The sequence below is a fragment of the Bacillus sp. FSL K6-6540 genome (genome assembly GCF_038007545.1).
In genome coordinates, this window is the sequence record NZ_JBBOXH010000001.1 from 2891181 (window position 1) to 2905484 (window position 14304).

The following is a 14304-nucleotide window of genomic DNA, read 5'->3' on the forward strand; positions in this document are numbered from 1 at the left end:
TTCCTGTTCCCAGGGAAAGGGCGTTTCGTATTTTCTTACATGAAAGTGACAAGGGTGGAGTGGAGGTAATTCATGAAGAGAAAGAAGCTCATTGTTGTCGGAAATGGAATGGCAGGGATACGATGCGTAGAGGAAATACTCCAGCTTGGGCCGGAGCTTTTCGATATTACGATATTCGGCGCCGAACCTCGCCCCAACTATAATCGGATTCTGTTGTCCAAAGTCCTTCAAGGCGAACATTCCCTCCAGGATATTATCCTGAACGACTGGTCTTGGTATGAGCGGCATGGCATCCGGTTATTGACCGGTGAAGCCGTTCATCATATCGATGTCAAAGCCCGCTGCATCGAGACGGTCTCCGGTAAACGGGAAGGGTATGATGCATTAATTCTGGCAACAGGCTCATCCCCTTTCGTTCCACCTATCCCCGGGACGGATAAGGAAGGCGTCATTTCATTTCGGACGATGGACGATTGCATGAAAATGACCGAAATGTCCAAGGTCTACACAAAAGCGGCCGTCATTGGCGGGGGATTGCTGGGGTTGGAGGCTGCCCGGGGACTTCTCCATCTCGGCATGGAAACCCATGTGGTTCATAATGCTCCTTATATCATGAACCGGCAGCTGGACCGGACGGCAGCCCATATGCTGCAGCGAGAGCTCGAAAGCCAAGGGATGCGATTCCACTTGGCGATGGATACCACACGAATCGTTGGCCGAACAAGGGCGCAGGGTCTTCGGTTTATCGACGGAACTCGGCTTGATGCGGATGTAGTGGTGCTTGCCGTAGGGATCAGGCCTAACGTGGAGCTGGCCCAGAGAAGCGGTCTGCTGACGGGGCGGGCTATCCTGGTGGATGACTTCATGAGGACAAGTGAGCCGAATATTTATGCGGTGGGAGAATGCGCGGAGCACCGGGGGATTAGTTACGGTCTAATCGCTCCCCTGTATGAGCAAGGAAAGGTGCTTGCCCGGGTTATCTGCGGCCGGCAGGCCGAGCCTTATGGCGGTTCGATTCCATACTCCCAGCTTAAAGTCTCGGGTGTGGATGTATTTTCGGCCGGCGCGATATCGGGGATCGATGCGGAAACCGCCATTCAGCAATACGATGCCGTAAGCCGCACGTACAAAAAAGTGATCATGCACAAAGGCAGGGTTACGGGTGCAATTCTGTTCGGAGACACGACTGAGGGATCCACGCTGCTGTCCATGGTGAAGAAGGGCGCGGCTGTCTCAGAGCTTATCCCGCAAGAAGGCATGGTAAGCTCGGCGGAAGAAGCTGCACAGACGCTTCCGGATCATGAAACGGTGTGTGCTTGCAACGGCGTGAGCAAAGCGGAGATCATGCAGGCCGTTACCGATCGCAATCTCCAAAGCACGGATGAAGTTAAGCAGCTGACCAGGGCATCCGGTTCGTGCGGCGGCTGCCGGCCTATGGTGGATGCTCTTGTCAAACATGCGCGAAGCGGCAAAAAGAGGGGTTCACAGAGGGCGGCCATAGCGCCGGACGAGATTCCCGTATGTGAATGCACAAAGCTGGGGCACTCCTCATTGAAGCAAGCGATTGCCCATGCGGTGAGTCAAGGCTGTCATACGATATCGGATTTCATGCTCCATCAGGGCTGGAAGAAGCCGGGCGGATGCATGGCCTGCCGGCCAGCCGTACGTTATTACCTTGAAATGACGTGGATAGGAAACGGTGATGAACCGGTTCAGAAGACTTGGCATGATGTCTCCGATGCGGATCATGGACTCTACCAAGGCGTTCAGGTATGGATAGGAGACACGGAAGGCTCGAGGATGGAGGCGGCAGGCATTCGGCGCATTGGAGAGTGGCTTCGCCTTCGCTGGCAAGAGGTATCGCTGCCTTATCCTGTACATGCAGGGGTGTCCGATCGTTTAGCATCGTCCGTCAGCATACTGGTTCAGGGGATCGGGATTTCTGCTTCCCCCGCAGGCTGGGAGGTTTATCTCGGCGGTCATGCGGACCATCCCGTCCGTGAAGGCCAATTGATCGGCGTTGCTGAACGAGAGGAAGATGTAATGCAGCTCGTATCCGCTTGTTTGCAGTGGTATCGGCAGAACGGTTTGTATGAGGAACCGTTGTGGAGATGGGTGGAACGCACAGGCGTGACTTCGATCCGGGAGCATGTTCTGGACCATGATCTGCAAAGAGAGCTAGCAGAGAAGCTGTCTCGGCGGGAATGGAAGACACAAGCTGGTTAAACAAGCGAAATATAGGGAGAGGTGTCAGTTATGGTTTATTCGGAATCGCCCGCTGCGGGAGGAGCTGCGGCCGTGGTAGAGACGCAATGTCCTTTCTGCAGCGTACAGTGCAAGATGACGGTTGCTGTGGAAGAGAACGGCATCCCGGGACAACACAAGGCCAGGTATAAGGTGGAGGGGATACCGAACCTCGCTTCCGAAGGCAGGGTGTGCGTCAAAGGCATGAATGCGCATCAGCACGCTGCTCATTCGCAGCGGCTGCAATATCCGCTGATCCGTTCAAACGGCGAACTCATTCCTTGCTCTTGGGATGAGGCGATAGCCGTGATTAGCGATCGATTTCAGGCGATATCCGAGAGATATGGTCCCGATGCCCATGCCGTATACGGCGGCGGGTCGCTGACCAACGAAACGGCCTATTTGCTCGGGAAATTTGCCAGGGTGGCGCTCGGTACCCGGTACATCGATTATAACGGTCGTTTCTGCATGTCGGCCGCAGCTTCGGCCGGAAGCAAAACCTTCGGAATCGATAGGGGACTAACGTTCAGGCTGTCCGATATTCCGCTTGCCGACTGCATCGTGCTGGCTGGCACCAATATAGCGGAATGCCAGCCTACGCTGCTCCCTTACTTCAACCAGGCCAAGGAGAACGGGGCGAAAATCATCGTCATCGATCCGCGCAGAACGGCCACGGCCGCTATAGCCGATATGCATTTGGCGATCAGACCTGGGACGGATGCCATACTGGCGGATGCGATGCTGAAGATGATCGTGGATGAAGGTCTCTTAGACGAAGGCTTCATTCAAGCAAGAACTACGGGGTACGAGGAGCTGAAAACCTATTTGGACAGCTTCGATTTGTCACGGGCCGCCGATTTATGCGGATTAAATGTGGAGCTGATCCGGGAGGCGGCCTTTTCCTATGCTATGGCCGATACCGGGATGGTGCTGACGGCCCGAGGGGTGGAGCAGCAGACGGATGGCCATCTTGCGGTACGCCGCTATCTGAATCTGGTCTTGGCAACAGGAAAAATCGGGAGGGAGGGCTGCGGATACGGGGCGATCACCGGTCAGGGAAATGGTCAGGGAGGAAGAGAGCACGGGCAGAAGGCCGATCAGCTGCCAGGCTACCGATCGATAGAGAATGAGGAAGACCGGGCATATGTCGCCTCCGTGTGGGGCGTTAAGGCTTCCAGCCTGCCTGGAAAGGGCGTCTCTGCCTACGAGATGATGGAGCTGATTCATAGGGGTGAAATTAAGTCGCTCTTCGTGATGGGGTCCAACCCCGTCGTTTCGAATCCGAATGCGGGGCTTGTGGAGGAAGGCTTGAACCATCTCGATTTTCTGGTGGTTGCAGATATGTTTATGTCCGAAACGGCCCGATTCGCCGATCTTGTCCTGCCGGTAACCTCCTATATGGAAAATGAAGGTACGCTGACGAATTTGGAGGGGCGGGTTCTTCTCCGGAAGGCGGCGCGACAGGCGCCGGGGGAGGCGCGTCATGACTGGGTGATTCTGTGTGCAATCGCAGACAGATTGGGCAGGGGTGAATATTTTGACTTTCACGAGCCTGAAGAGATATTTAGTGAGCTGAGGCTTGCAAGCAAAGGCGGCATTGCTGACTACTTCGGCATCACCTATGATCGATTGCGCCGGGAAGAGGGAGTATACTGGCCGTGTCCCTCTGAAGAAGAATCGGGGACGGGGCTTCTGTTCCGACAATCGTTCGCCCATCCAGACGGAAAGGCCGTGTTTTCCGTGACGCCGGGGAATCCATGGGTGGGGGTATCCGAGGAGTACCCGCTCATTCTGACCAATGGCCGTGTTCTGTCACACTACTTGACGGGCGTGCAGACCCGGAGAAGTCCTTCCCTGCTTGCACGCGAGCTTGAAAATTTCGTGGAGATCCACCCGATTACCGCGCAGCGTTACCGAATCCGTGACGGGGAGTGGGTAGAAATCGTGTCGGAGCATGGACGTTTTTCCGTACGCAGCAGGATTAAAGAACATATAAGAGTAGACACGTTGTTCGTCCCGATGCATTGGGGCGGCGCGCAGAATGTCAATCATGCGACCCGGCCGGAGCTGGATCCGTTCTGCAAGATGCCCGGTTTTAAGACTGCCGCTGTCCGGATACGGTCTTTGAGGTAATGGTGACGCAAACAATGAAGTTCGTTCTCCATTGACAGGATGAATATGGAAAATTATAATAGGAACAATTTTATATACAAACACAATGATTGGGAGTAGTAGAAATCGTTCATGGTTCAGAGAGCTGCAGCAATGGTGAAATGCAGTCCATGAGGATTCCGAAGCTCGCCCATGAGTGGTGAGGCAGAAATGGAGTATGCCTTGACGTTTAGCCTTCGTAATCGGGCTTCAAGCGGATTTGATGAAGATCGGATCAAGTAGAGTGGTACCGCGCGGGTAGTTAGCCTGTCGTCTCTTAGGGGATGGCGGGCTTTTTATATTTTATCGAAGGGAAGGGTTCATATGGTTAACGCGAAAGAGCGCGATTGTTTTATCTGTCGAAAGCATCGGGGAGAGATCCAGCTTCCGGGGGGAGCGATTTATGAGGATGAGCTGCTCTACGTAGGCCATATTTCTTCCGATTCCAACGAAGCTTATCTGGGATATATTATGATCGATATCAAGCGGCATGTATCGGGATTAGCGGAGCTGCGGGATGATGAGTCGGCCGCCGTCGGACGGATGCTGACCCGGGTGAGTCGCGCCTTGAAAGCATGCATAGGCGCGGAACATATCTACTCCTTCGTGCTGGGAGATCACGTCCCTCATCTGCATATCCATCTGATTCCGCGTTATCCGAATACGCCCCCGTCTTATTGGGGGTTTGGAATCAGCGGCTGGCCGGAAGCTCCCCGAGGTGATGCCGCTCAGATCGAAGAAGTGTGTTCGCGAATCAGGCATTATATGGCGCAGGATGAGGTTTCTCCATGAGGCCCTATATCGTGAAGTGGCACGGCAGCTCCAGCATGTTCCTCGACGATCCGCAGACGATTGCGGTTTCCCATGGGGTACTGGGCCGGTATGGCGGCAGCTCGGCAGCCGGGGCGGATAAAAACGAGGATGGCGCTTATATCTGGATCGATGCGGAATCTGACTTGGAGTTCGTCCTGCTGCTGGATGCCCATGAAACCGATGAGAGCGCCCAGCTCGTCTTATCCTATATCGATGGGGCCGCATCCGAGATCGCCGACATCCTTCGCGAGCCAATCGAGCAGAGCTTTCAAGTCCTGCATGACTATTTGCTGGGCATGTTGACTTCCGAACGCTTTCGCGAGGATTGCAGGAGAATTGCCGGTGAAACTTCCTGTCTCATATGCTGCAGACGCGAAGAATACTTGTGGTGGTTTAACGTCGGGGATTGCCTGCTTTATCTTCTTCATCCCGAATTGACAGCGCTTGGGCAAACCTTGCTCAATCAACGGAATTTCTACGAATGGATAGGGAAGGTAAACACCTTCGATAAGCAGGTCCCTTGTTATTCCACGGGCGTAAGAGAGCTGCGCTCTGGGAAAAACGTGATTGTATTAAGCACCGATGGCGCGTTAGAATGGGGACCGTTATTTCTGGAACATATGAAACAGCTGCGTGGCGTTGATCTGGAAAAAGGCGTGAAGGATTTCATGCAAATGTCGCATGAACGCGGGATCAAGGACAGCGTCACCATGATTGCATGGCAAGTGGAGCTTGGGCATCATCCCAGCTATCCATCCGGTGATTCAAGATAGGAAATGCATGCAAGGCATGATGAATTCAATTGAAAAAGGCTAGGAAACCCGGTCAATGACCGGGTTTCCATTGATTTAATTAAGCTGGTGCTGGAGATGTTTCGCCCACTGTTCATGAAGATCTTCCTTGGAAAGATGGAAGATGCCGTAATAATCATCCGGATTGCGAATGAATTGGTTCAATGAATCTAACCCGTATTTTTCAATCATGAACGCAACGATCAAATATGAAAACTGAAATCCTGTTTTGCCGAAATCCCAGGAATCATCATTCAGATCCTCGAAGCTTGGAATTGCCCGATTACGAATAGCTTCGGTCGTCGTGCTTCGAATGAAGTCTTCCGACATCTGCTGAGCTTCGTACCCCCCGATGCCCTGACGGATCCATCTAGGTGCCAGTGGATTAATATCACTAATCAACCACATGGCATACAAGTGCAGGGTGGACCGGAGGATCGAGTGATAAGTATGCTCGGGTCCCGGGTTCAAGGGCGAGACGATTTTTAACGTGTTGTTATCGAACGTGCCCATGAACCAATTAGGTGCATCGCTTTCGCCTACGGCTTGATGGAATGTGGGCAGGTCGGGATAAATTTCAATAACGATTTTGCGGGAAGGCTGATGATTATATTTCGCTGCCATCTGTTCTACATTATTCTTGAGTTCTTGAAACAGGTCCTGATGTACCTTGTTCTGATGATGATTTGCCTCACTTTTACTTTCAATGGATATCAAGTCGAGTATCGACATAATCGTGATGTCACCCCATTCTCTTAATTCTTTCTTCAGCTTCGCTAAGGACCGATACAATCGGTTTTTCACCGCACTCTCGCGCATGCCGACAATCTGGGAAATTTCCTGCAGCGTACAATCCACAAAAAATCGTAAAGATATGATTTGCTGATCCCGTTCACTTAACTTCTTAAGCGCTGCTCCGATATCAATTCGAATATCAACATAACCTGCAAAATCAAGGGAGATGGACTGCGATTCAAAACGTGTAAAGTCATAAGGTTTTTCATTCTTTCGCGCTAAACTTCGATACTCGTTTTTGACTGTGTTTTGAGCAATTTTGAAGATCCAAGTGAACAGACTGGATGTTCCGTTAAACTTATCAAGGTTCTCCATTGCCTTTAAAAACACTTGCTGGGTTAAGTCATCTGCCGCCGTCGGATTCAATTTCAGTGCGAGATAATGCCGGATCCTCGGGCGATATTCGTCATACGTATCTTCAAATGTTCGCTTTGTTCCTTGATTATCCGGATAACCAGGGAGTTTGTCATGAGCTCTAGACATGGATAAGAACCTCCTCTTGACCTTACAGTTTATTAGACACCGGAGGTATGCAAAAAGCCACAGTGGAACGAAATATTCTCGCAATCTAGGTTTTTATGCATTTATATCATCATCCTATAAAGGCACAAGAAAGAAAGGCGTTTTGTGCATATGATGTCATCATCATGGATATGGGAAGCGAGGTGATCCTTATATGCCTTCGAAACGCGCAAGGAAGTCCAGATCCGCTTCCAAGCCGATGCCACCGCAGCATTGGGTAGGTCAGCCGGTCGTGGTCGTTCTGAAGGACGGCAGCTATTACGTCGGCGAACTGAATCAGATCCAAGGCGGGGAAGTAACGCTATCAGGGCTCCGAGCCAACAATAAGATGCCGGCTGCGATTGCCCGAAGCGGAGACAAAGCGCAAATATCCGGATTTTTAAGCGACCTCTTTGGCGGTCCTCCAAGCGCTCCGTCAGCCGAAGGAGCCGAGGAGGGAGTGGCGGCTGCGCCTGCAGGCCCTCTCGGCTTCCTGGGACAGATCGTGCCTCATATTAAACTGGGCATGAACGTGATAAAAGCCATCATGCCATTAATGGGAGTGTTGAAAATCTAACCAAGGGCAAAGGTCCAATTGAACAAAAAGAAGCTTGAACCCTCAAGCTTCTTTTTGTTATTGCCATTAGATACAAAATCTGCCATGGAAGCATCAAATCGAGATGGCACGCTTCATAATCGATTTGGCTTCCTGTGCAACGGCTTCATCCTTATCGGCGATAGCCTGCATGAAGATGAGCATGGGGATATAAACGGCGATTAAACGAGCAAGCACTTTCGTTTCTTCGTCCACGCTGCCATAGGCTTCAAAAAATCCCTCCCTTGAAGCCGGAGGCAAGAAACTGTAAGCAATGCTCAGGTCGCAGGCGGGATGCCCGATGCTGACGTCGCCCCAATCGATGATGCCGGAAAGCTTGCCTGTTTCGTCCACCAGCATGTTTTTGAAATGGAGATCTCCATGAATAAGAATATGTCGCTGCTTGACCCGATCTAAGGAAATGCCGTGCAAATAGTCGGCGATCTCCTTCATTTCTGCTTGAGTGAAATGGGGGGTAAGCTGGGATAGGAAGTCCAGCATTTTATCCCTGCGTCCGGCGAGATCGGTCAGATTACGATGGTCCACGGCGACACCTTCTTGCTGCGCCATTTCCACGGGAAAGGCATGCAGGTTCTTCAGAAAGCGTGCGAGCGCTGCCGCCGACTGCATCCGCGCTTCATCTGATAGACCCATTGGAAACGTTCCGGAAAGGTAGGTATACCCCAGAAAAGGCGCGGGATAGTCTACGTTCTCTTTTCCGAAGAAGAGGGGCTTCGCATAGGGTAACGTTATGTAATTCGCCAGCTTGGGCAGGATTTTGGCTTCGGTTTGAAGTAAAGGGATGGCAAATGCTCTTCTGGGAAAACGAAACACATACTCTTCGCCGATGCGATAGACGGTATTGTCCCAGCCGCTGCCGATCTCTTGGATGGGTAATGAGGACAGCTGGGGAAATTGACGGTTAAGCAGCAGCCGGACTAACGGCTCCGTCACTTCCCATTCGGCATCCCATGGATTTTGTCCCATATTCGTCTTCACCTCCATGAATGAATAATTTCCACAAAACGGAACACTTACTCAGTGTATCGGAAATCGCATCGTACGGGCAACGGAAAGGACAGCTGTAATTGAACTTTACCGGCCAATTTAGATATCTGCATCATAGTGATTCCTTTCACAATAACATTATTGTATAGTAGAAGAGAGATAAAAGTCACTTGCGGACATCCAGAAGACCAATAAATCGATGAAATGAAGGGATAAGTGTGCCATATTTACGTTTTAAAGGATTTTCAGAAGTTTTCCTCGAAGAAATAACGCCAACCGTGGTTGAAACATTCGCCGGTATTGTTCAAATTCCGAAAGAAATCGTGAAAATCGAACAGCTTCCATATCGGATCATTACAAATACGCCGTTATCCGTCGAAATCCTCATGTTCCAGCGGGCTCAGGAGACCCATGATGCGGTTGCAGCCAGCATTCACGAGATCCTGTCGGAGCACGGGTACCGGAACGTACATATATTCTTCGTGATTCTCAATCGGAATCTCTATTATAAAGAAGGCAGGCCATTAGAATAAAATAAGATATGATGAGTGCATACAAGGATGCTAGAAGAGCATCCTTGTTTTTTACTTAAAATGAATGATGGACTTTATGTCATATCTTCTTACCGTTATGATTAAATCATAGAGATCACCAAGCATGGTAAGTGCATAGATAGGAGGAAAGATGGACCGACTACAGGGCATTTTGAAGGAATATTACGGTTTGGCTCATCCCGTTATTGTACCCCAGCAGGGCGGTTGGGCCGCGATTGCTTACAAAGTGAGTAACGGCGCACAGAACTATTTCCTGAAAGTCTATGAGAAAAGCCGGGCCTCCACGCCCAAATGGACTGCGCTGATTGACGATTATGTTCCGATCCTGCTGTGGCTTGAGGAGCATAGTCGTTTAAAGGGCAGCATTCCGGTGCCGATGCTGACGACAGACCAACGTTATCGATGCGAGGATAACGAAGGCATTTATTTGTTGTATGAATATATCGACGGGGACACGATCGCAGACCGCAAACTGACAGTGAATCAAGTGGGACAACTGGCACAGATCATCGCTGAGCTCCATCGTTACGGGGAGGATTTTCCGCTGGTGACAAGTGCCATGACGGAAAGCTTTACGGTGCCTTTTCTTGGTCAGCTAAGGAAGGCGTTGGACGCGGGGAAGCCGGATGACATCGGGGAAGTCGTGAATCCCCATATCGACTGCTTGAAGGGTTTGATGCTTGAAGTGGAAGCGCTGTCCGAAGCGCTGAAGAAACGCGATCTTCGCCTGGCGCTGTGCCACACCGACGTGCATGCCTGGAATCTGATGTCGGATGGTCAGCAATTGATATTGATTGACTGGGAGGGGCTGAAGCTGGCGCCGGTCGAAGCGGATATGATGTTTTTTGTCGCTGAACCCTACTTCGAATCATTTATGAGGATTTATAAAGAAACGCATAGCGATTACGAGATGAACAGCGAGGCGCTGACGTCTTATCAAGGCAGACGTAGATTGGAGGATATCTGGGAGTTCATGGAGCAGCTGCTATATGATGTCCAGAATAACGAAGAACGCGCGTCCACGCTTAACAGCCTGAAGAAAGAGCTTGAAGAGATCACGATGTCTAAATCCTAATCAGCGTTGGGTTTCAAAATGTAAAAGCCTCCTGGCAGAGTTCGGGGCATCTACCAGGAGGCTCTTGCATGGCTTGTCCATTGGAATGGTTCACATGACGTATTTTGCCAGCACCCAACAGAGCAGAGCCATAAACCAGGAGACAAAACCGAAGATCATCACGATTTTATTCTCGCTCCAGCCGTACTTGAGACTGAAGTGGAAATGGATCGGGGCCATCCGGAACAGGCGCAGCTTGGTCCGTTTGTAATACCATACCTGCAGGATAACCGAAAGCTGCTCCGCCAAATAGATAAGGAACAGCAGGGGAATCAGAATTTCGACCTTCTCGATCACCGCAAGGAATGAAAGGGAACCGCCGATAGCGAGGGATCCCGTATCACCCATAAAAGCCCGGGCCGGATGAATGTTGTAGAGCAGCAAGCCCAGCAGACAGCCGATCATGACCAGCGAGAACATCTGAACCTCCGGTTTGTCGGAGATCAGGAAGAAGAAAAAGTAGGTCGGAATGGCCACATTGATCAACAGTCCGTCCAAACCATCGGTAAAGTTGATGGCATTCGCCGAGCCTACAATGAACAGCAGCATGATGACGATGTAGACGCTGATCGGCAGGTGAAGCTGGAACCCGTTGAAGAGCGCGATATCACTTGTCAGCGAGAAGGACTGGAACAGGACATACAATAATGCCCCGGTAAACAGGAATTGAAGCACAAGCTTCGTTCGGCCGGAAATTCCGGACGGGTCCTGCCACGCCGCTTTTTTGAAGTCGTCCATAAACCCGATCGAGCTGAACAGAAGAAAGGTGGAACATAAAAAAACGGTCAGCGGCGTAGGCTGAAACTGCAGCGACATCCCAATGCCAATCAACAAAATAAGGCCAGCCATTAACGGCGTCCCGCGTTTGGCCTGATGATCGGGAGGCAGCTCGGTCCGGATCGGCTGCGTAAGCTTTAAGGTGCGCAAACCCCAGATGAGCAGCGGCGTAAATAGCGTCACCAGCAAGAACGATAGTCCGGATACACCCAGAATTCCATTCATCTCATACACATCACTTTCTATCAATTTCCGTTAGTTCATTGTATTTCGATGGAATGGACAAATATTCCTTCTGATTTATATAATTGATAAGGGCCGTTAATGGACAAGCGTCATACCATGGCCGTCATGTCCCGTGGAGTGTAGGGATACCCCTCCAACATTCACCACAAGATGGTCTCGTGAAACGCACCCATGATAAAGTTGATCCCCACGTCGAACGGGACGCTGATCTCAGCGCCTGTCTCAATGGAAGCTTCGAGCCAACCTTAACGAAATGGTATAGCGTGGCTTTGAAATGACGCGTGAATGGCGTGTCCGGATGGATTAAAATGAAGGCTTCGTAGAACTGCCGATTCTCCAGCACACGGTTGAATAGCGCTACCATATTGGAGGGTAGTTCCACATAATCCACCTCTTGAAGGGAAATTTTTTTCTCGATCACGATGCAGCGTTCCAAATCTTCCATCCTCTCCTTGGACATGACCTCCATTAACTCGGCAACGCTACTAAAATGTTTGTAAAGGTAGGCCGTGTCACTTGTGCCTCGGCACGTAAATTCGTAATGGATATGGAATCGAGTCGGGAAGACATTTCTGTTGGATCTAATTCCGGTGAGAAATGAGGTAGCCATGACTACCTTGATTATGGTTTAATCAATTTAATCGCTATAAGAATTTTAAATCCCTAAACGATATTACTGATTTGGATGCGGTTAGATTATAAAGGATATAGCACCGAAAGTATCGGGAGCTTACAACGTCGATTACGGCGATTGTGAGCTCTTTTTGCTTTCCAATAATTAGGTTGCTGCTATAATGGGAGGGTGGGAATGTGAGTATATGGTTGTCTCGGAATGATGGAAATTCCTTGTATGTTCGTTTTAAGTATGATGAACAAATGGTGATGAAGATTCGAGAAATTCCAGGAAGGAAATGGGTCAGTGATAAAAAGGTCTGGATGATTCCATTTACACTCGAATCCATTCGACAGTTGTATACACTTTTTGAAGGAACGATGATTCATGTTGATAGCATGTTGATGAAAGAGTGCAGCTTGTTTAACAATGAAGTTTACATGCAGGAACGCATTCCAATCTATTTATGGGATGAGTCGATAAAAAGGTCTTTCGTTCATGCAATGCAGCTTCGAGGTTACAGTAAAAAAACGATAAAAGCTTATTGTAGTCAAGTCCATCGATTTCACACTTTTGTACAACAGCAAAATTATGGGTTGGGTCACGAGAACATGATTCAGAGTTATTCCTTGCACTTACTTCATAGGAAATGTTCTCATTCCTATGTTAATCAAGCGCTCAGCGCGATCAAATTCTATGCTCAAAAAGTACTATTGCATGAGGAAACAGTCTCTTATGTTCGCCCTAAGAAAGAAAAGAAGTTGCCGAATGTGTTATCGATGAAAGAAGTGATGTTGATCTTAAAAGCACTCCATAATTTAAAACATCGTGCGATCCTATACCTTACCTATTCCTCAGGATTACGGGTAGGCGAAGTGGTCCGGTTGAAAACTCAAGACATTGACTTCGAGCGAAAAACGCTTCGAGTTTCTCAAGGAAAAGGTCGAAAGGATCGTCTTACGCTATTATCCGATACAGCTATGGATATTGTTCAACCGTATTTACAACAAGAAAAGCCCGAGAAATGGATGTTCCCAGGTCAACACTCAGAGCGCCATATAACTGAACGAACGGTTCAAAAAGTGTTCGAACAAGCACGTACTGCCTCTGGAATCCAGAAAAAGGTTAGTATTCACGCCTTACGCCATTCATTCGCTACCCACTTGTTGGAAGGTGGAATTGACATTCGCTTCATTCAAGAGTTGCTCGGTCATCAAAGTGTACGCACCACCGAAAGGTACACCCATGTGAGTGTGAAGGACATAAGAAGGATCAAAAGTCCGTTAGATCAATTGGAAGAGGAGATTCCGGAAGAGAAATCGTAAACATGATTGGTGAAGGAGTGTTCACGAACTTCGTAAACACCTCCAGAGATGATATTTTTGCGAAGTTCGTGAAAAAGACGTTAGCTGAAATACGATGCTCTATTACTTTGGGGTGAAATCATTGAAGGAAGTTAATGAAAACATCAAAATTGATGTGCAACGGGCAATTGAAGCCGATAGTCAAATCATACTTGATCTTTGGAAAGACTCTGCAAGATGGATCCAATCTAAATGTATTAATCAATGGAATCCGGATCATTTCAATATTAATCAAGTTTGTGAATGCTTCAATAACGGGTTTGAATTATTTTTAGCACGATTTAACGGAGAAGTTGTAGGAACATTATATATCTGTTGGTCAGATCCAATTCTATGGGAAGAACTTGATGATAAAGATTCAAGATACATACATAGGTTTGCGGTAAGTAGAATTCATACCGGGAATAGAATAGGTAAACAATTAATAAATTGGGCTGAACAATATATTAGAGATAAAGGTAAAAACCAGATAAGACTTGATTGTATGGCCGAGAATGTTAGATTAAATCAGTATTATCTTGATATAGGGTATAAACATATTAGATTCTTAAATTGGAGAAATGGATGGAAGATAAATTTATATGAGAAGAACTAATGTGAGGGTATTCCAGGGATACTTCAGCTAACAATATATTCACGCTTCGGGCCTGACGGCCCTCGGTCCGCAAGATGCGATCGGCACTGAAGCAGATTCAGCGGACACATCTGCAACGACTAACCGCATCGCGGCCGGCTCCT

At 49.1% G+C, this 14304-nt stretch carries 12 protein-coding genes and 1 other annotated feature; of the genes, 9 read left to right on the forward strand and 3 right to left on the reverse strand.

Annotation, left to right across the window (positions count from 1 at the left end):
* Window positions 1-72: 72 nt before the first annotated feature.
* The 4 genes from nirB (at window position 73) to MHH82_RS12970 (ending at window position 5981) form a co-directional block, all read left to right on the forward strand.
* Window positions 73-2226 carry a nitrite reductase large subunit NirB gene (gene nirB, locus MHH82_RS12955; RefSeq protein WP_251494774.1) on the forward strand — a complete coding sequence of 718 codons (2154 nt, stop codon included), beginning with the start codon at window positions 73-75 and terminating at the stop codon, window positions 2224-2226.
* A 30-nt stretch (window positions 2227-2256) separates the two neighbouring features.
* Window positions 2257-4377, forward strand: a complete 2121-nt coding sequence (gene nasC / locus MHH82_RS12960; protein WP_251494777.1) for an assimilatory nitrate reductase catalytic subunit NasC — start codon at window positions 2257-2259, stop codon at window positions 4375-4377.
* Window positions 4378-4453: 76 nt separating this feature from the next.
* Window positions 4454-4676: a binding site (T-box leader), on the forward strand.
* 43 nt (window positions 4677-4719) lie between these two features.
* Complete coding sequence (locus MHH82_RS12965; RefSeq protein ID WP_340966001.1) at window positions 4720-5187, forward strand: HIT family protein; 468 nt, start codon at window positions 4720-4722, stop codon at window positions 5185-5187.
* Window positions 5184-5981 (forward strand): protein phosphatase 2C domain-containing protein, encoded by a 798-nt coding sequence (locus MHH82_RS12970; RefSeq protein WP_340966003.1) that lies wholly within the window; start codon window positions 5184-5186, stop codon window positions 5979-5981. The genes MHH82_RS12965 and MHH82_RS12970 overlap by 4 nt, the downstream gene beginning before the upstream one ends.
* A gap of 75 nt (window positions 5982-6056) precedes the next feature.
* Here the strand turns inward: MHH82_RS12970 and MHH82_RS12975 are convergent, their stop codons facing one another.
* A complete protein-coding gene (locus MHH82_RS12975) occupies window positions 6057-7277 on the reverse strand; it encodes an RNA polymerase sigma factor (RefSeq protein ID WP_251494784.1) in 1221 nt (406 codons plus the stop codon).
* Between the two features lie 193 nt (window positions 7278-7470).
* Between MHH82_RS12975 and MHH82_RS12980 the strand changes: the two genes are divergently transcribed.
* Window positions 7471-7872 carry a hypothetical protein gene (locus tag MHH82_RS12980; protein WP_036665256.1) on the forward strand — a complete coding sequence of 134 codons (402 nt, stop codon included), beginning with the start codon at window positions 7471-7473 and terminating at the stop codon, window positions 7870-7872.
* Window positions 7873-7965: 93 nt separating this feature from the next.
* Here MHH82_RS12980 and MHH82_RS12985 read toward each other — a convergent pair whose 3' ends face one another.
* Entirely contained in the window at window positions 7966-8877 is a 912-nt protein-coding gene (locus MHH82_RS12985) for an aminoglycoside phosphotransferase family protein (RefSeq protein WP_340966006.1), read from the reverse strand.
* Window positions 8878-9116: 239 nt separating this feature from the next.
* Between MHH82_RS12985 and MHH82_RS12990 the strand changes: the two genes are divergently transcribed.
* Both MHH82_RS12990 and MHH82_RS12995 read left to right on the forward strand, forming a co-directional pair.
* Complete coding sequence (locus MHH82_RS12990) at window positions 9117-9431, forward strand: DUF1904 family protein (protein ID WP_009589457.1); 315 nt, start codon at window positions 9117-9119, stop codon at window positions 9429-9431.
* Between the two features lie 151 nt (window positions 9432-9582).
* The gene (locus tag MHH82_RS12995; protein WP_340966010.1) at window positions 9583-10527 is read left to right on the forward strand and encodes an aminoglycoside phosphotransferase family protein; all 945 of its coding nucleotides are present in this window, start codon (window positions 9583-9585) and stop codon (window positions 10525-10527) included.
* Between the two features lie 90 nt (window positions 10528-10617).
* Here MHH82_RS12995 and mraY read toward each other — a convergent pair whose 3' ends face one another.
* The gene (gene mraY / locus MHH82_RS13000) at window positions 10618-11568 is read right to left on the reverse strand and encodes a phospho-N-acetylmuramoyl-pentapeptide-transferase (protein WP_187293014.1); all 951 of its coding nucleotides are present in this window, start codon (window positions 11566-11568) and stop codon (window positions 10618-10620) included.
* Between the two features lie 831 nt (window positions 11569-12399).
* Between mraY and xerA the strand changes: the two genes are divergently transcribed.
* Window positions 12400-13527, forward strand: coding sequence for a site-specific tyrosine recombinase/integron integrase (gene xerA / locus MHH82_RS13005; RefSeq protein ID WP_340966012.1), 1128 nt, complete (start codon window positions 12400-12402; stop codon window positions 13525-13527).
* A gap of 112 nt (window positions 13528-13639) precedes the next feature.
* The gene (locus MHH82_RS13010) at window positions 13640-14161 is read left to right on the forward strand and encodes a GNAT family N-acetyltransferase (protein WP_340969933.1); all 522 of its coding nucleotides are present in this window, start codon (window positions 13640-13642) and stop codon (window positions 14159-14161) included.
* Window positions 14162-14304: the final 143 nt, after the last annotated feature.